Here is a 26,329-nt window from a genome sequence, read left to right on the forward strand (position 1 = left end):
TATTTAGATCAAAATATGAATAGCAGCAACCTCAAAGTTATAATATTTCACACTCGAAATGGAGGCGATGATCATGTCAAAACCAACGGAGCTGGTGCAGCTTACGGCTCCGCCCCTGCCCTATTTTCTCGAGTGCGGACATTCTGTATATCAGCCGGGAGACGAGCATCCCAATCGGCGGAATATCGGCATTTTCGATTGGATCGTGGTGGAGTCAGGAACGCTATTCATCGGCGAAGCCGGGCAGGCCTGGAGCCTGGGGGCAGGTCAGTCCCTGCTGCTGCTGCCCGATCGGCATCATTACGCGGTGAGACCATGCGAGGAACCCACCTCATTTTATTGGCTGCATTTCTATACGGTCTGTGCGTGGCAGCAACTCCCGGCGGAAGAAGCGGACCACCGTTATCCCGACGCGGACGAGCACTATGCCCGCTTCCTTGCCTCACCATATTCCCTACAGCTGCCGAAGGCATGGGACCTTCCCTCTCCCGACCAAACGTTCCGCTTGTTCCGGCAATTGCTGGACAGTCTGGGAGAACGTCAGTCCCGAGCGTTTTGGATAAGGCAACAGCGGTTCGAGGAGCTTCTCCATGCGATGGACCTAAGACAGCTGGAGTCACACGCCTCCCCGGTGGTTGTCGTTGCAGAAAAGGCCGAAGCTTACATCAAAAGCAATTACCGCTCGGAGCTGAACAGCGGGCAAATGTCCAGCGCGTTACATTACCACTACAACTACATCACCCGCTGCATGAAGCAGGTTTACGGCATGACCCCCAACGATTATTTGCTACATTATCGGTTGGAACAAGCCAAGCTGCTGCTGCTAAAGACGGAATGGCCCATCGCCGACATCGCCGCTTACGTTGGCTTCAACAGCACCCCGTATTTCTCGAACCGTTTTGCGCTTAAGAACGGCTGCTCACCCCGCGCATTCCGTAAACAATACACGTCCTGAGGACGAGGGCTATGGCTGAGTGTGACGAGACTGGAGATGGCGCTTCTAGGCGAGGCTCTTCTAGGGGTAACGCGACTGGGGCGATGCGAGTGGAGCCGCGCTTCTGAGGGCGGAGTGACTGGGGCGATGCGAGTGTGTGTTACGGGCTAGGGATGACGCAACTGGAGGCGAGGTGACTGGGGACGGAGTGACTGGGGGGTTACGCGGCTGGGGCGGAGTGACTGGGGGCTGAGCGACTTGCATGCGTTGGTTTGCAGCCGGTCTATCCAGCATCGATCCCGTTTGCTGCACCCCGCCCGTCGCCGCTGAGCCTAACCTGAAATGTTGTAATTCCTACAACATTTCAGCGACTACAGCGCCTCATTCGCGCAAATTGTTGCATTTAGTGCAACAATTCAACGGCTCGTTCGGTCCACACCCGTAAATTGCTGCAGTTTGTGCAACTTTTTCGGCGATTTTCCCTGCGAGGGGTGAAATTGTTGTACCTTATGCAACATTTGGGCTCTACCGCCTAATCCACATAAGGAATATTGCACGAAATACAACATTTCTTCTCTTTTTTACTCCCCTTCAACATAAAAACCGTCCGCGGCAGGAGCCCTGCGCAGACGGTTAGATTTAGGATGTGCTCTCAAAAATTTGCTATTGGGATCAATCCGTTGCTACCGTTGTGTTGATCGATGCAAACGCGAGTGGGCCAAAACCTTCCGAAGCCTCGCCGTGAGGCATATTGACCAGGAAGGCAAATCCCTGCCCGTCGATGTTCTTGACGATGTATTCCTGGGTCACGTCATCGCCCCGGGCGATCAGGAACAGCTCTGCATCTCGCATCGTTACGTAAACTTGGTCGCCGGACATCTGCTCAACTTTACCGATCTTAGACAACTCATTCTTTGTCGTCTTAGCCAGCTCCTCGACATCATAACCGGAAGGTAACTTAGTGATCACGACATGATATGCCGAGTCATAATTCATCATTAACTTGTTGGTTTTAGCATCAAAAGAGAAGATGTCGAACATATAGAATGCGTACCCGTCACCCTTCGCCAAAGTGGCGGTTCGCGTCTCCTTCGTCCCTTCCAGCTCGACCTCAAGCGATTTTTCAGCCGGCAACTCCACCGATGAACCGGAGCTCGTCGTTCCTTTAGCGGGAGCCACCTCCAGCTTCGTCAACACCAACTGTTTCAGCGTAGCATCGCCCTCTACTGCCCGTTCCACGTATTCAATAGAGACGGACGTCCCTTGCTCCAAGTTTTGCGCCATCGCGCTTAAGGTTTCATCCAATTGAAAAGCGGTTGGCGTCCCCTCCAGCTCAATCTCCGCCGAATGGTTGTCAATCAACCCGACGAATGTGCCATTCCCCTGCTTCGTTTCGCTTGCATCCTTATCCGGAGTATCGCTCGAAGGGTCCGTTTCGCCTCCGTTGTTGCCTGGCGCTGATGGATTCCCGTTCGCTTCACCGCCTGCATTTAGCCCAGGTTCAGAACCATTCCCGGTGCATGCTGTCAGAGATATGGCCAACAGGATCATGCTCAACCAACCCGCCGTTCTTTTCCATTTATCGTTCTTCAAGCTCATGTTTTGCAATATCAACACCCCCATATACACTGACGTTCAATCTTCAAAAAAGTTGCCACTGTAGGGCATTTTTGCAGCTTCCACATACCGGCAAGGAGTGCATAAAAAGGCGAGGCCCCCTTAGGTGCCCCGCCTTTCCTTATCCTTATCCTTATTCCACGTTACCGTTCCCCGGCTTCTTCTCTTATCCCCCGAGCCGCCAACAAGAACATCACGATCAATACGAAGGCGACCAGTGCCATAAACGGAATCGTAATAAATCCGAGCCAGCCTTGACCCAGGTAATCCACGTTGCACGGCACGCCTATTTTGCAGGGAAGGAGCTTGGCAAGCCCGGGGATTTTTTGCTCACTATAGTGGTAGATGGAGATCAAGCCGCCGATGATGCTTAACGGAAGCACATATGGAATGATCTGGCGGTCGTTCTTGTACGCCGCGATGCCCAGTAAAATGACCTGTGGGTACATAAATATCCGCTGAAACCAGCACAATCGGCACGGCTCATAATGCAGCACTTCGCTCAAATACAAGCTGCCCGCCGTCGCGACCAGCGCGACCAACCAGGCGAGGTAGATGCCGTAGTTTCTCAGAAACCCCCGCACTCCCCCATCCCTCCCTTTATAAGGTAGTTGAAAAAGTCATCTTTCGATCACGAAGCAATTCCCTCGAAGTTAATTCGACTTCGAATCTTGCATTCACCCGGGCCTTCCGTTGCTCACGTAGCTTACAGCTACGCTCCGCTACTCCGTCCCTAGCTTCATCCAACCTTCTCGGTGCTCCAAACCTGACTTTATCAACCTTTATCGAAACGGTAGTTGAACAAGTTATCTTTCGATCACGAAGCAGTATCCAGTAGCTAATCGACGTCGAATCTTGAATTCACCCGGGCCCTCCGCCCACTCACGTAGCCTCCAGCTACGCTCCGCTACTCTGTCCCTAGCTTCATTCAACCTTCGCCCACTATTCCTCTGCAGACAATTCGTTATCGAGCGTCTTCTTCAGCGCCTCGTAATCGCCAAGATTGCCGGCGTATTCCACGCCATTAATGAAGAACGTCGGCGTACTGTTAACACCGAGCTTGTCCCCGCGGGACAAATGCGCTTCGATCTCTTCTTGGTACGTTGCCTCCGCGATATCCTTCTGCAGCAGATCGTAATCGATCGGCAGCTCCAATTCCTTAGCCAGATTCACGAGAAACTCGGGGGAAGCCCAACCGCTGTTTTCCGCTCCTTGGCGTTCATAAATCGCATCGAAATAAGTCCAGAACGCTTCGTTGCTTTGATGATACACCGATTGCGCGGCCAGAGCGGCCGTAAACGAATCGGAACCGATAAACGGCAGATTCATGAAATAAAAGGCGACTTTGCCTTGATCTATATAATCCTTCACCAAATCCGGCTTAATCAGTTCATTCACATGTTTACACGACGGACATTGATAGTCCCCGAACTCCAGCACCTTCACCGGTGCGTCGGCTTGTCCCAGCACAGGAAGCGCGGCGTAATCAAATTCGGCCGCCTTGGGTTTCGGCTGAATGGTCAGCACAACGATAATCAGGACGAGAAGCAGTCCCACTGTCGAGAACCAAATCAGGCGTCTTCTCTTCATTTGCTGCTGCTGTTTTTGTTGTTCGGCTTTGCGCTTGGCCAAAGCGTTTGTTGTCGTTTTCGGCGGCATGCGACCCCTACTTTCCTATTAGATTAATAGATTCAAGATTCTTCTTATCCTGCAACCATTTTAGTTACATTAGCAGGATTCGTCAAGCTGGGGCTTCCACACGAAAAAGGCCGTCCCAAACGCCCCAAGGCGTCCGGAACAGCCCTTCATCCAAGATCCATCCGGCGATGCTGTCGATTATTCCGCAGCAGCTTCGTCCGAGCCAACCGTGCCAGCCGGCTCCCCGTCGGCCGCGGCATCCAGGGCCAGATCCGTATCCGCCACCCGCGGAAGCACGATCGATGCCAGCAGTTCCTCCGGCTGAGCGTGCATCGTCACCCCTGCCGGCATCTTAACGTCTCCGGCCATCAGCTTGTCCCCCGCGTCCAGCGAGGTAATGTCTATGTCCAGGGATGCCGGCAAAACATCCGGTAAGCCCTCCACTTCCAACTCCGTTGCCTGAATCTGCAGAACGCCGCCAACCTGGGTTCCTGCAGCCGTACCGGTATAGTGCAGCGGGATTTTAACGCGGATCGGTTTATTTTTGGATACTTGCTGAAAATCGACGTGCAGGATCTTCCCTTGCTGCTGTTGAACTTCTTTAATCAGCGCCGGAATCGTTTGACCCCCTTCGACCTTCAGGTCAAAAAATTCCGATCTTCCCGTACGCACGACCTTCACAAGCTCCTTCACATCCACATGAACCGCGAGGTTCCCGGACTCCGCTCCGTATACGACCGCAGGAACGCGTCCCTGTTGTCTCAGCTGTCGCAGCGTGGAACGGTGGAATTCCGTTCTTGGCGTGGCGTTCAGTTGAAACGAGTGATGGTTCGTACTCATCTTGCAACAACCTCCTTGAAATTGTGCCGGTTTTGGCGATTGGCGAAAGACGCCATACCCGTATATTACCCATTTTTGCCGCCAACCTAACCAGAAAAAGCCCATTTCCCGAAATGTCTTTACATAGAGTTGTAATTTTTACATAGATTTTACAAAAGCATGCATTTCAAAACCTTGCAACATAGTAAAATAGAAAGATAAATGAAAGAAAAAATAGGCGGAGGTCTGACATCCATGGCGGATATGGTTATGAAAAAACAAGGACCGCGATATTTGAACCGCGATCTCAGCTGGGTGGAATTTAATCGCCGTGTGCTGCAGGAAGCCAAGGATTCCGGCACGCCTTTGCTGGAGAGGGCCAAATTCCTGTCCATCGTCTCAAGCAATTTGGACGAATTCATGAGCGTACGCGTCGCCGGCATCCAGGATCAAATCCGTGCCGGTTATACCAAGAAGGATTTCACCGGCTACACTCCGGCCGGATTATACCGAAGATTAATTCTCCGAATTTCGGCCATGATAGCCGAACAATACCGGACTTACCGGGAGCTCTCGAGACTGCTCGCCAAGGAGGGCATCCAGTTTCTGAAATACGACGAGCTGAACAGCGCACAGCGCAAATCGATGGAGACCTACTATCATGACATCGTCTTCCCGGTGCTGACGCCCATGGCCGTAGACCAAAGTCGTCCGTTTCCCCTCGTGCATACCGGGTTCGTATACTTGGCAGTCGTGTTGGAACGGAACGGCGCAGTGCAAACGGAAGAAGAGAAGGAATCCTATTTCGCGATCGTGCAAATCCCATCGAACCTATCCCGGATCATCCCGCTGCCGCATCATTCCAACAGCAAGAAACAGTCTTTTATCCTAATTGAGGAACTGATCCGTCATAATATACAAACGTTGTTCAGCGGATATACGCCGCTTGCCGTCGATGAGTTCCGGCTGACACGCAACGCCGACCTGGCTTTCGACGAAGAAGGCGCCGAGGATTTGCTGGAGGAGATAGAGAAAGAACTGCGTAAGCGGCGTTGGGGAGCGCCGGTCCGCCTGGAAATACAAAGGGGCATCCACCCTTACGCGCTCGAGGTGCTCAAAGAAGAATTTGAAATTACCGACGCGGTCTTCGAGATCGAAGGTCCCCTTGATCTCGGTTTTCTCGGCCGGCTCCCGGGCTCGGTCAAAGGGTATTCCCGGCTGCGCTTCCCGCAAGTAGATCCCGTGTATCCGCGGGAATTCGATGAGAATGACGATTTTTTCGAGGTATTGAAACAGAAGGATGTACTGGTATACCACCCGTACGAGAGCTTCGACGCGGTGACCGATTTCATCGATCAAGCCGCGGAAGATCCGGCGGTCATGGCGATCAAGATGACGTTATACCGTGTCAGCGGCAACTCTCCGCTGATCCGAGCACTAGCGCAGGCCGCGGAATCAGGCAAACAGGTTACGGTTGTCGTTGAGCTAAAAGCCCGGTTTGACGAGGAGCGGAACATCGCTTGGGCGCGGACGCTGGAAAAAGCCGGCTGCCACGTCGTCTACGGCCTAATTGGGCTAAAAACCCATGCCAAGATCCTGCTTGTCGTTCGCCAGGAAGGTCGCGACTTAAAGCGTTATGTCCATGTGGGCACCGGCAACTACAACGACATCACCGCCCGGCTTTACACCGATATCGGATTGTTTACGACCGATTCTGCAATCGGCGAGGATGCCTCTCAGCTGTTTAATCTCATTACGGGCTACTCGGAAGCCGAGCAATGGCAGGCGTTGACGGTTGCGCCAACCGTCATGAAGGACAAGCTGTTCGAGCTGATCCAGCGGGAAGCCGAGCATGCCGCCGCTGGCCGCCCGGCGCGGATTATCGCCAAGATGAACTCCTTATCCAACCAGGAGATGATCGACGAATTATACGAGGCCTCCGAAGCGGGCGTTCACATCGATCTGATCGTTCGCGGCGTCTGCTGTTTGCGCCCCGGTGTTGAAGGCTTAAGCGAACGAATCACGGTACGCAGCATCGTCGACCGCTTCCTGGAGCATTCCCGCATCTATTATTTTGAGAACGGCGGGAACCCCGAGGTCTGGTTGTCAAGCGCCGATTGGATGACGCGCAACCTGACACGCCGACTGGAGCTGATGTGTCCTGTCATCAAACCGCAAACCCGGGAGACGCTGGTGCGCATTCTTATGCTGTCGCTGGCCGATAGTGTGAAAGCAAAACGCCTGGTGCCAAACGGAAAATACGAACCCATCCTCGGCGGTTCTCAGGCAGTTCCCTGCCGGAGCCAATTCGCCGCCCGAGAGATCAGTGCGTGGAAATTGCACGAATCTCCCACTCTAATCTAAGGTCCCACGCTTTCTTGAAGCTCTTGGCCGCAGCCTCCAGCTGCCTGATTTCCAGGTAAGCTTGGCTGCGGCACGTCAGCTTCAATAACACCGCCTCCTCTTCCCAAACCGTCGCTACTGCTTCTACCGTCTGCGTCTCACTGGCGTCGAGGGCGATCGCTACCTCCAACAAGGCTCCGAGTTTCTGAATCAACTCATCATCCTTTTCCTGCAGCAGATCACCATACTCCTCGAAACCTGTTTTCTTCCCGTGATTCGCCGGATAATCCGCGATCAGGCTGCACAGTACGGCTTCCCGATGGGTCAAAGCTCCCAGCGGCGCTTGCAACAGCCAATATAACGTATGCTTGTCGTATTGGTGGTAACGGATCGAGCCCCCGATTTTATACAACATAGCTGTCGTTTGAATCAGCTTGATCGGGCCTCTGTCATTCAACTCCTTCTCCAGTAACTGATACAACTGCTCGGCGTACCGACGAACCTGACGATAATGAGCAATGGGGGACAGCGCATGAAAGGCGAGTAGCGTACCGGTTTGCCATTCCAGCACTTCTTGAGCGGCAGGCACACCTAGACCCAACGTATCCTGCAGCAATCCTTCGCGCAGCCCCGAGCCGCTGACCAGGCAATGCGCCGCTCCAATGCGATCGAAGACCGCCTTCAAAATGATTGTCCCCGGTACAATGATGTCGGCACGGGACTTGGACAACCCGTCGATTCGTCTGCGTTTATCCAGCGGCAACTCAGGCAGAGTTTCCGCATAATGACGGAGACTCTCCGGCTCCAGCAGATAGTGATGGGCCAAACGGAGCGGGTACTTGCGGCGCCGTTGATCCAGCTTGCCCAACGTCCGAATCGTTCCCCCCAGCCCGATAAGCGGAAATCCCGGATGGGCCCCGATCCAAGGCAAACCGTCCAACATCCTTTCAACTTCCGCCTGAAGATCGGCGATCTGCTCGGGCGGCCAGGGCTCCTCCGACACTCCAAATCTCACTTGGGCGTTGACCGCGCCAATCGGCAAAGAAACGCTCTCTACCAGCTTTCGGCCACGAAACAAAGTGATTTCCGTGCTTCCGCCCCCAATATCAATAATGAATCCGTCCTCGGTCGCCATTCCGCCGGCCACAGCGATAAATCCGAAATAAGCTTCCTGTTCGCCGGATAGGATTTCTACCGGCAGACCGGTTTCTTGCTCCAGGAGCTTGCCGATTTCCTGTGCATTTGCCGCGTTCCGGATGGCCGCCGTTGCCGCCACCCGGATGGCATGACAGCCATATGCTCTGCACACCTCATGAAATTGGCGCAGGATCGGAACGATCGAATGGATTTCCTTTGTTGCCATAGCCCCATTCGCATTCATTTTTTCACTTAACCGGGCGGATTCCTTCAATTCGTTAATCAAACGGTAGTACCCCTGCGGGGCCGTTTCATAGATGGCCAAACGAATGGAGTTTGACCCAATGTCGATGATTCCAACGTTCTCATGGTTATTTGGCATACGAACTTTAGCTCCCGTAATGTATAGAAATTTTGGTTCCTCGGCCTAACAGTTTTACCTCACTTTATCCCAAAATCGGGCAAAAATAAACCTTACACCTAAAAAAAAGCCAGCGCCCTGAAGGCGCCGGCCTATGAAGAAACCCGCATTTTCGGTTGGAAAAGATCTCGTATCGTTACTCGCCGATGGCGTGAACCAGTTCGACGACCTGTGCAGCGGTCTGCATTTGCAGCGCCTTGGCTGCCAGCTGTTCCATATCCGCTTTAGACAACTTAGAAATCTGCGAACGAGCCGGTAGAATCGAAGTTGCGCTCATGCTAAATTCGTCCAGACCCAATCCCAGCAGCAGCGGAATCGCCGTTGCATCGCCGGCCATCTCGCCGCACATTCCAGCCCATTTGCCTTCCTTATGGGCGGCATCAATGACCATTTTGACCAGCCGCAAAATCGCTGGGTTATAAGGTTGGTACAAATAGGAAACGCGTTCATTCATACGATCGGCCGCCATTGTATATTGAATAAGGTCGTTGGTTCCAATACTGAAGAAGTCCACTTCTTTGGCAAACTGATCGGCCAATACGGCCGTCGAAGGAATCTCCACCATTATTCCGAGCTGGATCTCATCGGATACCTGAACGCCTTCGGCTTTCAGCTTCTCCTTTTCTTCCATTAGCAACGCCTTGGCTGCTCGGAATTCATCCAGCGTTGCGATCATCGGGAACATGATTCGAAGCGATCCGTAGACGCTGGCCCGAAGCAAAGCGCGTAGCTGCGTGCGGAACAGGTCCTTCTGCTCCAGACATAGACGGATGGCGCGGAAGCCCAGGAACGGGTTCATTTCCTTCGGCAGATTGAGATAAGGCAATTCCTTGTCTCCGCCGATATCCAATGTCCGTACGACGACCGGCTTGCCTTCCATCTTTTCCAGCACGGTCTTATAGGCATTGAATTGGATCTCCTCCGAAGGCAACTCGGTGCGTCCCATGTACAGGAACTCTGTCCGATACAAGCCTACCCCTTCTCCGCCGTTCTCCATGACGCCGACAACGTCGTTAGGCGTGCCAATGTTAGCTGCAAGCTCCACGTGGACGCCGTCCTTCGACGTCGTTTGGACCTCGCGCAGCTTCTTCCACTCTTCGATTTGCTTCAGGTGCTTATCGCGTTTTGCCATATATTCGTTCAGAACGTCCTCGGTCGGATTGATGATGACGCTGCCGTCCAATCCGTCGACGATCACCAGATCGCCGCCGTTCACCTTGTCCAACACCTCTTTAGTGCCGACGACCGCAGGGATTTCCAGCGAGCGGGCCATAATCGCCGAGTGCGACGTGCGACCGCCGATATTCGTCGTAAAGCCCTTCACGTAATTGCGATTGAGCTGCGCCGTATCCGACGGCGTCAAATCCTCCGCAATCACGATCACTTCCTCGCTGATATCTGCCGGATTGACATAGCTCAAACCGAGCAAATGCGTGAGCACACGCTTGGTTACATCCCGCATATCCGCGGCGCGTTCCTTAAGGTAGGCGCTTTTCATATTTTCAAACATCGCAATAAATTCGCTTGCTGTTTCATTTAACGCAAATGCTGCGCTAACCTTGTCAGATGCAATCTTATCGCGAACCGGGGTTAGCAGCTCGGGATCGTTCAGAATCAACAAATGAGATTCGAAAATCTCCGCTTTCTTCTCGCCAAGCTCTTGAAGCGTGCGCTCTTTGATCGCTTCAAGCTCCTGCTGAGATTTGGCCAAAGCGTCGTCCAGGTGTGCCAGCTCCGCTGCGGAATCGGAAGCATCCCGCTGATGGATCGTATAATCGGGATGCTCCAATTTGAAGGCTTTGGCGATGGCCACGCCGGCCGAAGCGGCAATGCCATCAATCTTAAGCATTCACTTCCCCCAGCCCTTCGTTAACCATCACTTCAGTGAGCGCTTGAAGTGCTTCTGCGGCCTCTTCGCCTTCGACAATCAGCTTCAGCGAATCGCCTTGCTCCAGACCCAGGGACAGAACGCCAAGAATCGATTTCAACGTCACTTTCTTGCCGCCCGCTTCAGCGAAGGATTCGGCTCCCTTGAATTTGTTTGCTGTATTGACCAGGGCCGTTGCCGGGCGTGCATGAATTCCGTCTTCATCCGTAATTTTAAACATTTTTTCCATGATTGATCCTCTCGCTTTCTGATTTATGAATTTTTGAGAATAGATATAAGATACGCTCCCTATCACATTGTAAGGGATCGCGATAACCAAAGCCAAATGCCCGCCGCCGACTCAGCGGCGGGTTCTGATGATTTACTTGATCGTAACGATATCCGCTTCGCCTTTCGGCAGCTTGCCGGTCTTATGCAGCGTCACGGACGCGCCTTCCGGCAGGTTCGAGAAGACGATCGGCGAAATGATCGAAGGAGCGTGTTCCTTCACATAATCTAGATCCACTTCCAGAATCGGCTGTCCTGCGGCAACCAGATCGCCTTCCTGGACCAGCACATTGAAGCCTTGGCCTTTCAGTTTGACGGTGTTCACGCCAATATGCACGAGCACTTCCTTGCCCCCATCCGACATAATGCCGATGGCATGCTTGCTCGGGAAGACGTTAAATACTTTACCGTAAACCGGAGAGCAGATCACGCCGTCATGCGGCAGAATCGCGAACCCGTCGCCGGTCATTTTTTCCGAGAACACGGGATCGGGAACGTTGGAAATATCCATCAGCTCGCCGTTCACCGGCATCACGATATCTTCCTTGATTATCGCGTCGCCGTCTTGGGCCGCTTGCTGCTCGACCTCGGCAGGTTTAATCTCTTCCGTCTTGACGGCAACCCGCGGGGTCTTCCCGCTCATAATGTCAGCGATTTGCGATTTGATCGTGTCAGAACGCGTTCCAAAGATCGCTTGAACGTTGTTGCCAACCTCCAGCACGCCAGAGGCGCCCAGCTTCTTGAGCCGGTCTTTGCTCACATTCCCTTTGTCCTTCACTTCAACCCGCAGACGCGTGATGCAGGCATCCAAGTGAACGATGTTCTCTTGTCCGCCCAAGGCTGACAAGATATTCTGCGGCAGTTCGTCCTGTTTAACTGCGCCTCCCGCTTTCACTTCGTCCCCTTCAACCTCCGGATCTTCGCGGCCCGGCGTCTTCAGATTGAACTTACGGATAACGTAGCGGAAACCGAAGTAGTAAATCACGGCCAGAATCAAACCGACGATGATAACGTTCCACCAAGGCGTCCGGTTTGGAATCACCCCGAAGATCAGATAGTCGATCAAACCGCCGGAGAAGGTCATCCCAATTTTCGTCCCAAGGATATGCATCGTCATGAAAGACAAACCGGCAAAAATCGTATGCACCGCAAACAATACCGGTGCGACGAACAAGAACGAGAACTCCAGTGGTTCCGTAATCCCCGTCAAGAAGGAGGTCAAGGCTGCCGAACCCATGATCCCAGCCACGTATTTCTTGTGCTCAGGCCGAGCTTCGTGGTAAATCGCCAGCGCTGCGGCAGGCAAGCCGAACATCATGAACGGGAATTTACCGGTCATAAAGGTACCGGCCGTAAATGGCACACCGTCACGCAGCTGAGCCATGAAGATTGATTGGTCCCCGCGAACGAGTTGACCGGCGTTATTGACGTATTCACCGAATTCGAACCAGAACGGCGAATAGAAAATATGGTGCAAACCAAACGGAATCAATGCCCGTTCTACCACCCCGAAAATAAACGCGGACAACGTCCGGTTCTGCTCCAACATGAAGTGAGAAGCAGAGTTGAGGCCCCCTTGAATTGGCGGCCAGATAACGACCATCAACAAGCCGAGAAGAAGCGAAGTTGCGGCCGTCATAATCGGCACGAATCGTTTCCCGGCGAAGAAACCGAGATACGATGGGAGCTCGATCCGGAAGAACCGGTTATACATGGCCGCAGCCAAGATCCCGACGATAATCCCGCCGAACACCCCGGTTGCAAGCGTCGGGATGCCGAGCACGTTCGCATAGGCCGGATCGGTTCCGATCATCGCAGGCGTGACCCCGATGACCGTGCCCATGGTCACGTTCATGACGAGGTAACCGATAATCGCAGCCAAACCGGCTACGCCTTCCCCGCCGGCCAAACCAACGGCGACGCCTACGGCAAACAGCAAGGCCAGGTTCGAGAAGACGATTTGGCCTGCATTCATCATGACGGTGGCTACGGCGTGGACGCCATGATTATCCAGGGCGGGCACCAGATCCAGAAACTCCGGACTGACCAGCATATTCCCGATCCCGAGCAGCAAACCTGCCGCAGGAAGTAGAGCCACAGGGAGCATCAGCGCTTTCCCTACCCGTTGTAATACACCAAATAAACGCTTAAACATAAGTAACCTCCTGTTATGACATCGTGTGACAAACAAAAACAGGCATAAGCCAATATAGGTCATTGGTTCTGTATCGTGATCGCTTACGGATATAATACCCCGTAACCGTCCAATACAATCCAAAAAAACCTTTATCAACTCATGCCTGATCGAATCAGTCACACATTGTGATCTATGAAGTTGTTGCCAATGCACTTAGGAATTATAGCAGGACTTTCTAGTTCGCGCAAGCCAGCTACTGAAGATTCGCCGGGGCCACCCGGTGCAAATGCATCGTCAAATAGCTGACTTCGGCCTGATAAACCGGCATCTTGAGCCGTTGTTCCATCACTTTGGTCAATTTGTAAGCAAGCGAATACAAGGTTGGATACTCCTGCTTCAGCAGCATTTCCAGCTTGTCGACTTCGCTAACCTGCTCGCCGCGTCGAATCCGTTCGATCGCAAACCGCAAATGGGTCAGCAAACGGGAATAATCCAGCGAGTTGCGGAGGATCGTAAAGCGAAGCTCCGTCTCGATAATGCCAACCAGGTCAGCGATTAACTGAGCATGTCCCCTTACCTCGCTGATATGTCGGTTGGTCATGGCGCTGTTAATGTGAAGCGCAACGAAGCCAATTTCATCCTCACCGAGATCGACACCCAACCGCTCCTTGATGAGTCGAATCGCGTATTCCGCCAGTTCGAATTCCACCGGATAGATCTCCTTCGTCTCGAACAAAAACGGGTTATGAAAAGCGATATCCTGCTCCGCTCGCTTAATCGCAAACGCCAAGTGATCGGTTAAGGCGATATGGATATGCTCGTTCAGCACGGTTTGCGTCTTCTGGGAAATGTACATGATAATTTCGCCGATAATTTCGATCAATTGTTCATCCACCTGGGGTACAAGCTGCTTGTATTGCTCTTGTTCCTGCTGATTCGTGAGGATAAACATTTTCTCAACGGCTTCAAGCAGGATCGAGTCCCCCGTTTTTCGGTTAAATCCGATGCCTTTGCCGATCACAACGACCTCGCCACGCTCCGGGTGATTCGCGATGATGACATTGTTATTCAACACTTTAGAAACGCGCAGGCTGTTCACAACATAAGCACCTCTTTTTCTCCTATTGTCCGAAAACGGTTAAGCCCATTATAAAGGATTTTCCGGGCCCCGTCAGCCAATTCCCAGGCATTTCAAAGGCGTCCTCGCCCAATGACCGGGCGGGACGCCGATTCGCGATTGATCCTATGACAAATTACACGGATTGATGACGGTTGTCAAGCCGGACGAAAGGCCTTACTTCCGGTCTTGCTCCGTTTCTTTCGAGGCGGCCGTCTCCAAAGCAACGGGCTCCGACGCCTTCACAGAAGCCGTAGACTTCACAGAAGCAACCTCAACCGCCGGTGGCGTGGCGACGATCTTGCCTTTAGTCAAGCCTTGAATTAACCGATCCAGTTCGATCCCCGAGACGCTCTTCAACATATCAGGCGCAGTAGCCATGAGTTCGGTGACGTAGTTGCTGACACGGGCAGCCCCCTCGCCTTTGCCGGTATCGACGACAGTTAACTTGTCGATCGAAGACAATGGAGCAGCGATTTTGCCTGCGAGCTCCGGCAGCATCTTCGTCACGATATCGAGGATCGCGGCCTCGCCGAATTTCTGGAACGCTTCGGCCAGTTTCTCCTTCGCTTCGGCCTCAGCCAAGCCGCGCAGTCGGATGATCTCGGCATCCGCGGTCCCTTTGGCCCGTTCCGCATCCGCGATCGCTAAACCCTCCAGACGTTTCTGTTCGGCGGAAGCTTTTGCTTGCGTCTCGATCGAGTATTGCAGCGCGTCGGCCTCCCGCATTTTCCGCGCCTTTTCAGCTTCTGCCGCCTGCTCGACCGCATAACGATCCGCATCGGCTTTCTTCTTCACTTCGGCGTCGTATTGTTTCTGGCGAACGGTGATCTCCTTATCCTGCAAATCGATCTCCCGTTCCTTGCGCACCAGCTCGACCTTCATTTGCTCTTCCACCATCGTCTGCTTGGCCCGAGCTTCCTGAATGTGATAAGCCTGGTCAGCTTCAGCCTTGGCGGTATCCTGATCCTTCTTAAAGGAGGCGACCTTCAGCTCCTTCTCCTTCTCCGCTTCGGCGATGTTCGTATCACGCACCAGCTCGGCCTTCTGCCCGGCTTCTTCGGCCAGGGCCTTTTGGATCCGCGCATCCCGCTGGGCTTCCGCCTCAGCGATATCAGCGTCCCGCTTGACCGCAGCGATCCGCGGTTTACCGAGCGCCTCTAAGTAACCATGTTTGTCCCTAACATCCTTGATCGTGAACGAGACGATTTGCAGCCCCATTTTCTTCAGGTCGCGAGCCGCCACGCCTTGTACTTCCTGCGCGAACTTATCGCGGTTCCGGTACACTTCCTCGACGGTCATCGAACCTAAAATCGAACGCAAATGGCCTTCAAGCACTTCCTGTGCTTCGCCTTTGAGCGATTCGATCGGTTTGCCCATAAACTGCTCGGCCGCTGTTGCGACGTCCTCGATCGAGCTCCCCACCTTAATAATGGCCACTCCGTCAGCGGAAACCGGCACGCCTTGCTCGGTGTAAACCTCCGGTGTCATCACGTCCAGTTTGTGGGAGAGCAGCGACATGAATTCGGCTTTTTGGAATATCGGCCAGATAAACGCCCCGCCGCCGCGGACGATTTTGATTTTACGGCCGGATTGGTCATCGGATATGTTCTTGCCCCCTAGAAAAGAACCTGTGACGATCATCGCCTCGTCAGGGCTCACCGTCTTATATCGGGCCCAGAACGCCAGTCCGAGCACGATAATGACCGCAATCACGATGACGGGGATTAGCAGGAAATCCGGAATACTTTCGAACAATGACAACAGCTCCCTCTTCTTGTAATGGTGTTACATCGGGTGAGGATATAGCTCGGAAACTTGGACCGTTCCGTCCTTCGCCGTCTCGATGACGACAACGACGGTTCCGGCGGGAATTTCCTTCCGATCCCAGCTAGACGCAATATGAAGGGTGTTGCCGCCAACCAGCTTCACCATCACTTCGCCATACCCTTGTGCCGGGATAGGTACGGTCACCTCGCCGACTTTGCCGGGCAATTCGGATTCGGAAAATCCGGTGGAGTTTTCGCTGTTTTCCATCGGCCGAACATAAGCGAAATACACGGCGGCGGATAACAATACGGCGGCCACAATGGCGAGAACCACCACGCCGGCCCCTCCAAGTCCGGTGTACCGGTCCAGCAATATGCCGGCTCCGCCGAACGACGTAATCGCCGAAGCCGTGATAATCGGCTTGAGAAAATCCACGGACAGGAAATCGAACACGCCGTCCAGCCAGCTTCCGAGCAAGTCGCCAAGCAATGCGCTGATGACGGCAAACAAGGCTCCGCCGACGAAACAACCCCAAAACAGCGCTTCCATCCTGTTCCTCCCTCTACCCAAAATATTGATGTACTCTACAAATACATACGTAATTTGGAGAAATATGTTTCGAAAAAGAAAAACCGGCTCGCAGCGCGATGCCGCGAAACCGGTGATGGGGTGAGATTACAGTAATTACAGGGACATGCGATAAATTTCAAGCACGTCTTGTTTATCCAGCACAGCAAAATTACCGAACGAGCCGAAGCGAACCGCCTTCTCGGCCATGACTTCCAGTTGGCTGTCGTCAATACCGTAATCGGCCAGACGGCTTGGAGCGCCGATCGAGTTCCAGAACGACCGCAACGCTTCAATGCCCTCGAGCGCGACAGCCTCGTCGCTCTTGCCCGTAGGATCCACGTGGAAGACGTGAGTCGCCAGACGCTTGAATCGAGCGATATCCTGCTTCAAGTTATACTTCATCCAGTTCGGGAACAGGATCGCCAGGCCTCCGCCGTGCGGAATATCGTAAACCGCCGACACGGCATGCTCGATGTTGTGGGTCGCCCAGTCCCCGGACAGGCCCATGTTCAGCACCCCGTTAAGCGCCATCGTGCCGCAGAGCAGAATCGTTTCCCGGAGGTCGTAGTTCTCCAAATCCGCAGCGAGCTTCGGCGCGGTCTCGATCACTGTCCGAAGCAAGGCTTCACAGAACTCGTCCTGCAGCGGCGTGTTTGGCGTCGGATGGAAATAGTGCTCGAACACATGAGACATAATGTCGACCATGCCATACACGGTTTGCTCCTTCGGCAGCGAAGCGGTGAACTGCGGATCAAGGATGGAGAACGCCGGATACGCCAGCTTGCTGCCCCAGCCGAGTTTCTCCTTCGTCGCTTCGTTGGAAATCACGGAGTTGCCGTTCATCTCCGAGCCGGTTGCGGCCATCGTCAGCACGGTTCCGAGCGGCAGGGCCGCTTTTGGCACGGCTTTCCGCTCCGCGAAGTCCCACATATCTCCGTCGTATTTAGCGCCTACGGCAATCGCCTTCGCGCAGTCCAGCACGCTGCCGCCGCCGACCGCGAGGACTAGCTCGATGCCGTTTGACTTGCACAGCTCGACTCCACGATGCACCGTAGACAGACGCGGGTTTGGTTCGACGCCCGCCAGCTCTGTCACCTCGGCGCCGATTTCCCGGAGAATGACTGTCACTTGATCATACAGCCCGCTGCGTTTGATGCTGCCGCCGCCGTAGACCAGCAGCACTTTATTGCCATAAGCCGGAACCTCGGTCCGCAACGACGCCAACTGGCCTTTACCAAAGATGAGCTTCGTCGGGTTATGAAATACGAAATGATCCATGCCAAAATCCTCCTAAATTCAGTTATGTAAAAGGGGTTCGCTACCTTAGCCTCTTCGTACTCCCAAATTATTATACTTCCAACTGTAATGGAATAACAAACAGAAATAAGGCCGTCCCAAATCTCTTCGATTGGGGACGGCCCCGTAAATTGCTAACCGGAACCTATGCTCTATTGTCTGCGGTAACCGATCGAAACGACAAAGCGTTCGAAGGCTTCGCGGCCTTCCGTCGTTGCTTTGAATACGCCGGCATGTCCAAGGATCTCCGCGAATTTGCTGCCGACCTCGTCACGCAGCAGCGCTTCGGCGTCTTCGCGCGCCATCGATATGCCAACGCGTGCGGCCAGTTCCTTCACCCAATCCGCATGCACGGCCAAACGGGCCGCCGGATCGGACACGGTCTCCTCATACAACGTCTTGTCCCCGCTCAGAATGTCGGCGACCCCCGCCAGCTCTTCTTTCAACCGGCCTGGCAGGATCGCTACCCCCATCACTTCGATCAGACCGATGTTCTCCTTCTTGATGTGGTGCATTTCGCGGTGCGGATGGAAGATCCCCTCGGGATGCTGCTCGTTCGTCCGGTTGTTCCGTAGGACGATATCGGCCTCGTAACCGCCATCTGCACTGCGACGGACGATTGGGGTCACCGTGTTATGAGGCACGGATTCCCCCTTCTCCTCGGAGAAGGCCAGGACATCGACCGAGGGATCGCTGTATTGCTTCCATTTCTCGTACAGATCGTCCGCCGCTTCCAGCACGGCTTCGCGGTCTTGACCGTTCACCCGCAGCACGGACATCGGCCATTTCACCATACCAACGGTCACGCCGGCGAAGTCCGAATGGGAGAAGACGGCTTCCACCGGGGCTTTCTCCAACGGAAACGTATGTCGTCCCCCTTGGAAATGATCATGGGTCAGGATCGAACCGCCAACGATCGGCAGGTCCGCATTCGAGCCGATGAAATAATGCGGGAACAACGTCGTGAAATCAAGGAGACGCTTAAACGTATCGCGGGTCAACTTCATCGGCACGTGATCGTGGTGGAATACGATGCAATGTTCGTTGTAATACACATAAGGCGAGTATTGGAAAAACCACGGCTCCTCGTTTAAGGTCAGCGGAATGACGCGCAGGTTCTGACGGGCCGGATGATTGATCCGTCCCGCATAACCAACGTTCTCGCGACACAGCTGACATTTCGGGTACACCGGCGGCGGAAGCAGCTTGGCCATGGCGATTTCCTTCGGATTTTTCTCCGGTTTGGACAGGTTAATCGTGATTTCCATATCCCCGAACGAGGTAGGCTGTTCCCAATAGATGTTTTGGCGAACCCGGTCCATCCGGATGTAATTGCTGTCCACGGACAGCTTATAGAACGCGTCTGTTGCCGCGATGATTCCCTGCTCGGTTTCCGTTCTGCGGAAGGCCGCGATCGTTTCCGACGGGCGCGGCATCAGCAAGCCCATAATTTGAGCATCCAGCAAATCGCGGTAAGTAGCGGTATCTTCTGGTATCAGGCCGATCGAGACCCCGTAATCAATCAGAATTTCGAGCGGCTCCTGCGGACCGGTTAGCACCTCCTCCGTTACTTCACCGGCGAACGGCTCATCGAAAGAAAACAACTCCAGAAGGCGGTTGCGCGAGTAGTCCACGTCCCACCAATCGATTAAGCCCTGCTCCAGCGCATAATTCACCAATCGTTCGATGGCATGAAGCGTTTCTTGACGATTTCTCTCTTCTGCTCCCATCGCGTTACACTCCCTTAGTCGTTATAGCCGTTTGGATGGTTGTTATGCCACTGCCACGCGCTTTCGATGATGTTCGCCAATTGATTGCGGGTTGGATTCCAGCCCAGCACACGACGGGCTTTGTCCGAGGAAGCGATAAGCACCGCCGGATCCCCGGCGCGACGCGGACTGATGACGACCGGGAAGTCGTGGCCGGTAACGTCCTTCACGGTTTCGATCACTTCCTTAACCGAGAAACCTTGCCCGTTGCCGAGGTTGAACACGTCGCTTTCTCCGCCGCCGAGCAAATGATTCACTGCGCGCAGATGGGCGTCGGCCAAATCGCTCACATGGATGTAGTCGCGGACGCAGGTACCGTCAGCCGTGTTGTAATCGTCGCCGAACACTTGAATCGACGGACGCTGTCCCAATGCCGCTTGAATAATCAGCGGGATCAGATGGCTTTCCGGGCGATGATCCTCGCCAATCTTGCCGCTTTCATGGGCCCCCGCCGCGTTGAAATAGCGGAGCGATACATATTGGATCCCGAGCACTTGATCAAACCAAGCCATCATCCGTTCCATGGTCAGCTTCGTTTCGCCATACACGTTCGTAGGCCGGGTCGGATCGGTTTCTTCGATCGGTACCTTTTCCGGTTCGCCGTAAGTGGCCGCCGTGGAAGAGAACACGATTTTACGTACATTCGCCTGATCCATGGCATCCAATAAACAAAGCGTTCCATACACGTTATTGTCGAAATACTTGACCGGGTCCTTCATGCTCTCCCCCACCAAGGAATTCGCGGCAAAATGAATCACCGCTTCGATCTCGTTCTCGGCAAACAGCTTGGCCATAAGCGCTTTATCGCGCAAATCCCCTTCATAAAGCTTGCCGCCGAGCAGCGCTTCGCGATGTCCGGTCTGCAGGTTGTCGATCACGACGACCTCTTTGCCTTGCTCTAGCAGCGCAGCTACCGTATGCGAGCCGAGATAGCCGGCTCCCCCCGTTACCAATATCGCCATGGTTAGTTCTCCCCTTTCATCTCATGCACGCCGTCGCCTACGCCGCACACGTAAAACTCGCCATCCAACCCTGTCCGTTCTTTATAAGCCTGACCAACTTCAGCCACGAACCGCTCTACGGAATCCTCATGCACCAGCGATACCGTACAGCCACCAAAGCCTGCCCCGGTCATCCGAGCGCCCAGCGTGCCGTCAATCTTCCGCGCCTCCTCAACCATCACGTCCAGCTCCAGGCAGCTCACTTCGTACAAATCGCGCAGCGAATCATGCGAAGCATTCATCAGTTCGCCGAAGGTCTTCAGGTCGTTCGCGCTCAGCGCGTCCACCGATTTCAACACGCGCGCGTTCTCTTCCACAACGTGTTTGGCCCGTTTCAACAGAACTTCATTCGCAAAATCTCCCTGCCACCGCTCCAATTGATCCGGCTTCAGATGGGCCAAGAACTCCAGGCTCGGTTCGCGTTTTTGCAAAATCGCCAACGCTTCATCGCATTCCAAACGCCGTTCGTTGTACTTGGAGTCTACCAGTCCCCGGCGCTTCTTCGTGTTGCTGATGACAAGTTTATATGCGCCGGTCCGGAATGGCACGAGCTTGTATTCCAAGGTATCGCACATCAGAAGGATCGCATGATCCTGGGCCCCGTTTGCAACGGCAAACTGGTCCATGATGCCGCTGTTGACGCCGACGTACTGGTTCTCCGCCCGTTGGGATAACCGGGCAATTTCAACTTTGTTCGTCTCTTTCCCTTCCATGCTCAGGAGAGCAAAAGCCGTCACTACTTCGATCGATGCCGAGGAGGACAATCCCGAACCGTTCGGAATCTCGCCGTGGAACAGGAGGTCGTAACCGCTTGTAAGCGAGATGCCCAGCTTCTTCAGTTCCACGTAGACGCCGATTGGGTAATCGATCCACTCCCCGGTTTTGCTCTTGCCGAGGTCTCCGAGCTCCAGCTCCGCCGTATACGGCAGATTACTAGAAGCGAAAGAAACTTTATCGTCCGTCCGTCTACGAATCGCCAGCGTCGTTCCGAACTCCAGCGCGGCGGGGAACACATATCCCCCGTTATAGTCGATATGCTCGCCGATCAGATTGACGCGGCCCGGTGCGTTGAATACGCGCAGCGGCTCGGTGCTTTCCCCGTATTTGGATATAAACAATTGTTCCATTTCATTCTTCTTCATTAACGTCCACCCCATCTTCATGGAATCTTTAATTCTTGTACCCAGTATAATGAAATCGCTCTGCTTTGATAATGCAACTTTGCGAGAACTATATAGATAAATGTGACTTTCCGGAATATAATGTGAACAGATATCTTTCAGGGCGTATTCGCCCTTGCCAAAAAAGGAGACACGACCCTTGAAGCGAGAAACCTATAGTGCGGCCGCCAACCCGGATTTGTTCGAAGCGGAGGATCTGCATGTCCTCTTCGCCGGCGAAAGCCAGACCCTGCCCGATCACCGCTTGGGCCCGAAAGTCTATGATTATTACCTTCTTCACTTTGTGGAACAAGGCAAGGGCTCTTTTCGGACCGAATCGGCCTCCTATGAGCTCAGTGAAGGGGATGGCTTCCTGATTCTCCCCGATCAGCTCGTCAGTTATGCTTCCGATGTCGTCGATCCTTGGCGTTATCGCTGGATCGCTTTCACCGGCGCAAAGGCGACCGATCTCGTGTCGCGGGCCGGCTTCACCCCGGAGCAACCGGTATTTCGGCAGGGTGATGGCAGCCCGATTCCATCCATGCTGAGCAGCGTGTTACAGACCTTTCAAACCAAAAAAAACAGCTCCCATCTGCTATCGCTGGGGCTGTTGCATCAAATCATGGCCGAGGCCCAGGAGACGCTCGGCATGGCTTCCGCGCTGCCGTCGGGCGAATCGGGCGTTCAGCGGATTGTGAAGCAAATGATTCATTATATGTCCAGCCAATATGCGCATCCGGTTTCCATTGAACAAATGTGCGCTTCCTTGGGGTATAACCGGGCTTATCTCTCTCGCATTTTCAAAAAAGAAACCGGCTACACTCCGGTCACCTACCTCCTGAAGCTCAGAATCGATAAATCGCGACAGCTCCTTCGCGAACGTCCGGAGCTGTCGATCGAGCAGATCGCCGCTTCCGTAGGTCTCACCGATCCGCTCTATTTCTCTCGGCAATTCCGTCGGTTCCATCACGAATCTCCAAGCGAATACCGCAGAGCCGTAACCCGGACTCCCTCAGCGGAATGAGCTTTGCTTTACTCCTCCAGTCCCAGCTTCCGGGAGACGGCCCCCAATACCGCACCGATCGGCTCGGTAATCAGCAGGTCGGCCCGGTTGTCATAGGTGGTGGACGATGCGTTGATCAGCACCGTCCGTTCGCCGCGGAAATAGGTGATCAGGTGCGCCGCTGGCTGAACCGTCAGCGAGGTGCCGCCGATCAGAAGCAGGTCGGCTCCGGCTATTGCATCGACCGTATCCTGAATCACCTGCTCATCCAAGCTTTCACCGTACAGCACCACGTCCGGCTTGATGATTCCGCCGCAGGTACAACGGGGCACGTCGTCTTCCTTGCCCATCACGTCTTCCAGCGTATAGGTGCGGCCGCAGTCCATACAGGTGTTGCGGTGCACCGATCCGTGCAGCTCCAGCACGCGTCGGCTGCCCGCCTGCTGATGGAGCCCATCGATGTTTTGCGTGACTACAGCCTTTAATTTTCCCGCTCGCTCCAGTTCAGCCAAGCAGCGGTGCGCGGCATTCGGCTGCGCTTCGTGATGAATCATCTTCGTCTTGTAGAAATCGAAAAAAACTTCGGGATGCCGGTCGAAAAACCGCCGGCTCAAAATCTCCTCCGGCGCGTAAGGCGAAGCCTTCTCCATCTGATAGATGCCCGCCGCCGAACGGAAGTCGGGGATCCCACTTTCGGTCGAGACCCCGGCCCCGCCGAAAAATACGATATTGTGGCTTTCCTGAATCCAAGCCGCTAAATTGTCCGTCTCCTTGGTCATCCGTATCGAACCTCCTAATGATGGATCGTCAACTCGCGGTAACCGGCGATGATGACGTCCGCGTCACGCAAGTAACCCGCTCCCTGCGCGTCTTCGCTGTAATCCTCCGCTACTCCAATCGTCATGGCGACTCCCGCACGTTTTCCCATTTGCATATCGGCATTGCTGTCGCCGATCACCACGGCCTCGCCTGGTTGGAGGCCAAGCTCGCGGCAAGCCAACAACGCCATGTCCGGTCCCGGTTTGCCCCGGGTCACCCGGTCTCGCCCGACTATGCTGACGAACGCATCCCGGATGCCCATCCATTCCAAATGCTCCAGCGCTTCCGAGGTTGAATCAGAGGTGACGACCGCCAGCTTCAGTCCCGCATTCAGGCAATCCTGCAGGAATTCACGCAGCCCTGGCAAAGGGACGGCTTCTCGCCTCCGCTTGAGATCAGCCATAGCCGAGGCATTTAATTCCCTGACGGCCGTAATCGCTTCGTTCCATGGAAGCCCCGCAGCATACAACGTCGAAGCCAACAACGCGATGACCTCTTCTTCCGTACCCATTGCGACCGGACCGGTCTTGTCGTAACCAATCACCCGGTTCTCCCCATCTGTATGTAACCCAAGCAATCCTGCTTTGTTTAAGCTTCCGGGGGATCTCAATTCGGACAACTTCCGCTCCATTAGACCGGTTAAAGCCACCGCCCAGCTTCCCCACAGGCCCATGAAATTCAACAGCGTCCCGTCCTTGTCAAACAAAATCGCACGGCAAGCCGCTTGGTGCCCCTGTGTTTCAATAGTGGCCATCATGATCCCCCTTCCAGTACATCCATGTCCTTATTATACCATTTTTACAACTTTACCAAGGCTCCTCAAGCTGTCATACGTTAGTCACACCCGCCAAATTGAGAACGCTTAATTTGTGATTAATATCACAAGCTTAAATCTGTAAAGAGAGTACGTTATTCATGAACTCATTTATTTAAATTTTAAATGATATCCGCTAGGGAAGTTCACTGGAAAGAGGGGAACTGGTCCGTCATGACGCCATCCAAAATCAACCCGCAAGGTGAGATATTTTTCTTGAACTTACGCTTCTTGCTGATCCTTTGTGTATTCGTCGGCAACGCCATCGAACCGCTTACCCTGCGGATTGAAGGGTTGCAAACCCTCTACCAATGGATTTTTACCTTTCACATGCCTTTGTTCGTGTTCGTAACCGGCTATTTTGCCAAACCTAATTTGACCGGCGGCAAGGGCAGAAAGATCATGCTGCAGATCGGCTTGCAGTACCTCATTTTTCAGAGCTTATACTCCGTGCTGGATGTCGCGGTGTTCCGTGTAGACCAAATTCACCATTCCTTCTTCGCACCGTATTTGTTGCTGTGGTTCCTGGTCAGTCATCTAGGCTGGCGATGGATGCTGCTCCTGATGCAAAAATGTTCGCCTCTTCAACAGCTTGCCGCCTCCATCCTGCTTGCGGTACTGGTCGGCTATCTGCAAATCGACGGCGTGTGGTTTAGCGTATCTCGGACGTTCGTGTTTCTGCCGTTTTTCGTGCTCGGCTATCATTTCTCCGATCGCTTGCTTCAATTTTTACAGAATCCAACTGCCAAAATCGCATCCACTCTCGTTTCGCTCAGTTTGCTGGTCACTTTAGGACTCGCTACATCAAGCATCCATCCGGGTTGGCTTTACGGCAGCATGACCTACATCCAGCTCGGCCATCCCGAATGGTACGCCGGCTTGTTCCGTCTGTTGCTCTACCCCGTGCAGTTGCTGTCGGGACTCGCTTTTCTTGGCCTCGTTCCATCCCGGGCCAGCCATCTCACCGAGCTCGGTCGCCGCACCCTTTACGTTTTCCTGCTGCACGGTTTTATCGTGCGCTTGGCGGCCGTATCTCCGCTTTACGGATATGTGCATGGCGAGTTGGGCGGGTTGCTGGTCATTGCCGGAGCCGTGGCGCTCACCCTGCTTCTCGCCCAACCCTGGGTGCGCAAATGGAGCTCCCCGTTGGTCGAGCCCTCGGTGGATTGGCTGTTGAAGCTGGAACACCAAGCTTTGCGGCAGCTTGGAGCGGCCGGTAAACCATAGGCCAGGCGTAACTTGGAATATGGAAGGAACTCGAAGATACCTTTCAAACCGAAAGGTATCTTTTTTTTGGATATTTTGAATTTTTTGAACAAACTCGTTTCATCATGGAAATCCGTGGTAAATAAAACATACGTACTCCAAAATAAGATCAAGGAGGGATTCGATGGCACGAAGCCAAAGCAAAATGACTCGAGAAGAAGCGGGACGTTTGGGAGGACTGGCCACGGCCAAGAACCACGGCAAAGCCTTTTACCAAGAAATTGGACAAAAAGGCGGCGAAGCGACCTCGAAAACCCATAACCGCGACTTTTATCAGGAAATCGGTCAGAAGGGCGGCGAAGCAACATCCCAGAAGCACGACACCGGTTTCTATCGTGATATTGGCCGCAAAGGCGGGGTCGCCCGCAGTAAACCAGGATTTAATGCGTGAACCTTGTGGAATCTCCGGCCCCCCCCCGGAGATTTCTTTATTTTCATAGACCGTGAAAGCGCCCTGTCCTCTAGCCATTTCCTGTGATCAACGGGTAGAAAATCATAACCACTTGTGATAGACTCTAGAGAAAACCTTTAGCGGTGTAAAGC

General features: G+C 53.8%; 22 protein-coding genes. 5 read left to right on the top strand and 17 right to left on the bottom strand.

Translation table 11 applies throughout. The annotated features are described in order from the left end of the window. Window positions 1-73 precede the first annotated feature (73 nt). Window positions 74-955 carry an AraC family transcriptional regulator gene (locus MKZ15_RS17235; RefSeq protein ID WP_339817116.1) on the top strand — a complete coding sequence of 294 codons (882 nt, stop codon included), beginning with the start codon at window positions 74-76 and terminating at the stop codon, window positions 953-955. Window positions 956-1,606: 651 nt separating this feature from the next. Here the strand turns inward: MKZ15_RS17235 and MKZ15_RS17240 are convergent. The 4 genes from MKZ15_RS17240 to MKZ15_RS17255 form a co-directional block, all read right to left on the bottom strand. Continuing rightward, window positions 1,607-2,542, bottom strand: a complete 936-nt coding sequence (locus tag MKZ15_RS17240) for a hypothetical protein (RefSeq protein WP_155605785.1) — start codon at window positions 2,540-2,542, stop codon at window positions 1,607-1,609. Between the two features lie 152 nt (window positions 2,543-2,694). Continuing rightward, the gene (locus MKZ15_RS17245) at window positions 2,695-3,135 is read right to left on the bottom strand and encodes a disulfide oxidoreductase (RefSeq protein WP_339817117.1); all 441 of its coding nucleotides are present in this window, start codon (window positions 3,133-3,135) and stop codon (window positions 2,695-2,697) included. Between the two features lie 358 nt (window positions 3,136-3,493). After that, window positions 3,494-4,210, bottom strand: a complete 717-nt coding sequence (locus tag MKZ15_RS17250) for a thioredoxin domain-containing protein (RefSeq protein WP_155605786.1) — start codon at window positions 4,208-4,210, stop codon at window positions 3,494-3,496. Window positions 4,211-4,387: 177 nt separating this feature from the next. After that, the gene (locus MKZ15_RS17255) at window positions 4,388-5,029 is read right to left on the bottom strand and encodes a 50S ribosomal protein L25 (RefSeq protein ID WP_155605787.1); all 642 of its coding nucleotides are present in this window, start codon (window positions 5,027-5,029) and stop codon (window positions 4,388-4,390) included. Window positions 5,030-5,278: 249 nt separating this feature from the next. On the opposite strand from MKZ15_RS17255, the gene ppk1 reads away from it, so the two are divergent. Next, a complete protein-coding gene (gene ppk1 / locus MKZ15_RS17260; RefSeq protein ID WP_339817118.1) occupies window positions 5,279-7,372 on the top strand; it encodes a polyphosphate kinase 1 in 2,094 nt (697 codons plus the stop codon). Here the strand turns inward: ppk1 and MKZ15_RS17265 are convergent. The 11 genes from MKZ15_RS17265 to MKZ15_RS17315 form a co-directional block, all read right to left on the bottom strand. Continuing rightward, window positions 7,332-8,870: a Ppx/GppA family phosphatase gene (locus tag MKZ15_RS17265; RefSeq protein WP_339817120.1), complete on the bottom strand. Its 1,539-nt coding sequence runs from the start codon at window positions 8,868-8,870 to the stop codon at window positions 7,332-7,334. The genes ppk1 and MKZ15_RS17265 overlap by 41 nt on opposite strands. Window positions 8,871-9,045: 175 nt before the next feature. Then, the gene (gene ptsP / locus MKZ15_RS17270; protein ID WP_213623936.1) at window positions 9,046-10,758 is read right to left on the bottom strand and encodes a phosphoenolpyruvate--protein phosphotransferase; all 1,713 of its coding nucleotides are present in this window, start codon (window positions 10,756-10,758) and stop codon (window positions 9,046-9,048) included. After that, window positions 10,751-11,026: an HPr family phosphocarrier protein gene (locus MKZ15_RS17275; protein WP_155605791.1), complete on the bottom strand. Its 276-nt coding sequence runs from the start codon at window positions 11,024-11,026 to the stop codon at window positions 10,751-10,753. Before MKZ15_RS17275 ends, ptsP begins: the two co-directional genes overlap by 8 nt. Window positions 11,027-11,158: 132 nt before the next feature. Continuing rightward, the gene (gene ptsG / locus MKZ15_RS17280) at window positions 11,159-13,219 is read right to left on the bottom strand and encodes a glucose-specific PTS transporter subunit IIBC (protein WP_213623937.1); all 2,061 of its coding nucleotides are present in this window, start codon (window positions 13,217-13,219) and stop codon (window positions 11,159-11,161) included. A 235-nt stretch (window positions 13,220-13,454) separates the two neighbouring features. Next, complete coding sequence (locus MKZ15_RS17285; protein ID WP_339817125.1) at window positions 13,455-14,300, bottom strand: PRD domain-containing protein; 846 nt, start codon at window positions 14,298-14,300, stop codon at window positions 13,455-13,457. Window positions 14,301-14,495: 195 nt separating this feature from the next. Next, a complete protein-coding gene (locus MKZ15_RS17290; protein WP_244868563.1) occupies window positions 14,496-16,064 on the bottom strand; it encodes a flotillin family protein in 1,569 nt (522 codons plus the stop codon). A gap of 42 nt (window positions 16,065-16,106) precedes the next feature. Further along, entirely contained in the window at window positions 16,107-16,637 is a 531-nt protein-coding gene (locus tag MKZ15_RS17295) for a protease (RefSeq protein WP_339817126.1), read from the bottom strand. A gap of 135 nt (window positions 16,638-16,772) precedes the next feature. Beyond that, on the bottom strand, window positions 16,773-17,936 hold the full coding sequence (locus tag MKZ15_RS17300) for an iron-containing alcohol dehydrogenase (protein WP_339817127.1): 1,164 nt from the start codon (window positions 17,934-17,936) through the stop codon (window positions 16,773-16,775). 170 nt (window positions 17,937-18,106) lie between these two features. Next, complete coding sequence (locus MKZ15_RS17305) at window positions 18,107-19,684, bottom strand: UDP-glucose--hexose-1-phosphate uridylyltransferase (protein ID WP_339817129.1); 1,578 nt, start codon at window positions 19,682-19,684, stop codon at window positions 18,107-18,109. A 14-nt stretch (window positions 19,685-19,698) separates the two neighbouring features. Next, on the bottom strand, window positions 19,699-20,685 hold the full coding sequence (gene galE / locus MKZ15_RS17310) for a UDP-glucose 4-epimerase GalE (protein ID WP_339817132.1): 987 nt from the start codon (window positions 20,683-20,685) through the stop codon (window positions 19,699-19,701). Window positions 20,686-20,687: 2 nt separating this feature from the next. Further along, window positions 20,688-21,866: a galactokinase gene (locus MKZ15_RS17315; RefSeq protein WP_339817133.1), complete on the bottom strand. Its 1,179-nt coding sequence runs from the start codon at window positions 21,864-21,866 to the stop codon at window positions 20,688-20,690. A 178-nt stretch (window positions 21,867-22,044) separates the two neighbouring features. Between MKZ15_RS17315 and MKZ15_RS17320 the strand changes: the two genes are divergently transcribed. Further along, window positions 22,045-22,908, top strand: coding sequence for an AraC family transcriptional regulator (locus MKZ15_RS17320; RefSeq protein ID WP_155605798.1), 864 nt, complete (start codon window positions 22,045-22,047; stop codon window positions 22,906-22,908). 8 nt (window positions 22,909-22,916) lie between these two features. On the opposite strand, the gene MKZ15_RS17325 is transcribed toward MKZ15_RS17320, so the two are convergent. Beyond that, on the bottom strand, window positions 22,917-23,666 hold the full coding sequence (locus tag MKZ15_RS17325; protein WP_339817134.1) for an NAD-dependent protein deacylase: 750 nt from the start codon (window positions 23,664-23,666) through the stop codon (window positions 22,917-22,919). Between the two features lie 14 nt (window positions 23,667-23,680). Then, the gene (locus tag MKZ15_RS17330; protein ID WP_339817135.1) at window positions 23,681-24,460 is read right to left on the bottom strand and encodes an HAD family hydrolase; all 780 of its coding nucleotides are present in this window, start codon (window positions 24,458-24,460) and stop codon (window positions 23,681-23,683) included. Window positions 24,461-24,694: 234 nt separating this feature from the next. On the opposite strand from MKZ15_RS17330, the gene MKZ15_RS17335 reads away from it, so the two are divergent. Together MKZ15_RS17335 and MKZ15_RS17340 are read left to right on the top strand one after the other, a co-directional pair. Continuing rightward, on the top strand, window positions 24,695-25,747 hold the full coding sequence (locus MKZ15_RS17335; protein ID WP_339817136.1) for an acyltransferase family protein: 1,053 nt from the start codon (window positions 24,695-24,697) through the stop codon (window positions 25,745-25,747). A 163-nt stretch (window positions 25,748-25,910) separates the two neighbouring features. Next, a complete protein-coding gene (locus tag MKZ15_RS17340; RefSeq protein ID WP_155605802.1) occupies window positions 25,911-26,177 on the top strand; it encodes a general stress protein in 267 nt (88 codons plus the stop codon). Window positions 26,178-26,329 lie beyond the last annotated feature (152 nt).

The organism is Paenibacillus sp. FSL R7-0216 (assembly GCF_037969915.1).
GTDB classification, from domain to species: domain Bacteria; phylum Bacillota; class Bacilli; order Paenibacillales; family Paenibacillaceae; genus Fontibacillus; species Fontibacillus rhizolycopersici.

Coding starts and splice junctions, on each gene's coding strand:
- MKZ15_RS17235 (WP_339817116.1), top strand. CDS start 74: ATGTCAAAACCAACGGAGCTGGTGCAGCTTACGGCTCCGCCCCTGCCC.
- MKZ15_RS17250 (WP_155605786.1), bottom strand. CDS start 4,210: ATGCCGCCGAAAACGACAACAAACGCTTTGGCCAAGCGCAAAGCCGAA.
- MKZ15_RS17255 (WP_155605787.1), bottom strand. CDS start 5,029: ATGAGTACGAACCATCACTCGTTTCAACTGAACGCCACGCCAAGAACG.
- ppk1 (WP_339817118.1), top strand. CDS start 5,279: ATGAAAAAACAAGGACCGCGATATTTGAACCGCGATCTCAGCTGGGTG.
- MKZ15_RS17265 (WP_339817120.1), bottom strand. CDS start 8,870: ATGCCAAATAACCATGAGAACGTTGGAATCATCGACATTGGGTCAAAC.
- ptsP (WP_213623936.1), bottom strand. CDS start 10,758: ATGCTTAAGATTGATGGCATTGCCGCTTCGGCCGGCGTGGCCATCGCC.
- MKZ15_RS17275 (WP_155605791.1), bottom strand. CDS start 11,026: ATGGAAAAAATGTTTAAAATTACGGATGAAGACGGAATTCATGCACGC.
- ptsG (WP_213623937.1), bottom strand. CDS start 13,219: ATGTTTAAGCGTTTATTTGGTGTATTACAACGGGTAGGGAAAGCGCTG.
- MKZ15_RS17295 (WP_339817126.1), bottom strand. CDS start 16,637: ATGGAAGCGCTGTTTTGGGGTTGTTTCGTCGGCGGAGCCTTGTTTGCC.
- MKZ15_RS17300 (WP_339817127.1), bottom strand. CDS start 17,936: ATGGATCATTTCGTATTTCATAACCCGACGAAGCTCATCTTTGGTAAA.
- MKZ15_RS17305 (WP_339817129.1), bottom strand. CDS start 19,684: ATGGGAGCAGAAGAGAGAAATCGTCAAGAAACGCTTCATGCCATCGAA.
- galE (WP_339817132.1), bottom strand. CDS start 20,685: ATGGCGATATTGGTAACGGGGGGAGCCGGCTATCTCGGCTCGCATACG.
- MKZ15_RS17315 (WP_339817133.1), bottom strand. CDS start 21,866: ATGAAGAAGAATGAAATGGAACAATTGTTTATATCCAAATACGGGGAA.
- MKZ15_RS17325 (WP_339817134.1), bottom strand. CDS start 23,666: ATGACCAAGGAGACGGACAATTTAGCGGCTTGGATTCAGGAAAGCCAC.
- MKZ15_RS17330 (WP_339817135.1), bottom strand. CDS start 24,460: ATGGCCACTATTGAAACACAGGGGCACCAAGCGGCTTGCCGTGCGATT.
- MKZ15_RS17335 (WP_339817136.1), top strand. CDS start 24,695: ATGACGCCATCCAAAATCAACCCGCAAGGTGAGATATTTTTCTTGAAC.
- MKZ15_RS17340 (WP_155605802.1), top strand. CDS start 25,911: ATGGCACGAAGCCAAAGCAAAATGACTCGAGAAGAAGCGGGACGTTTG.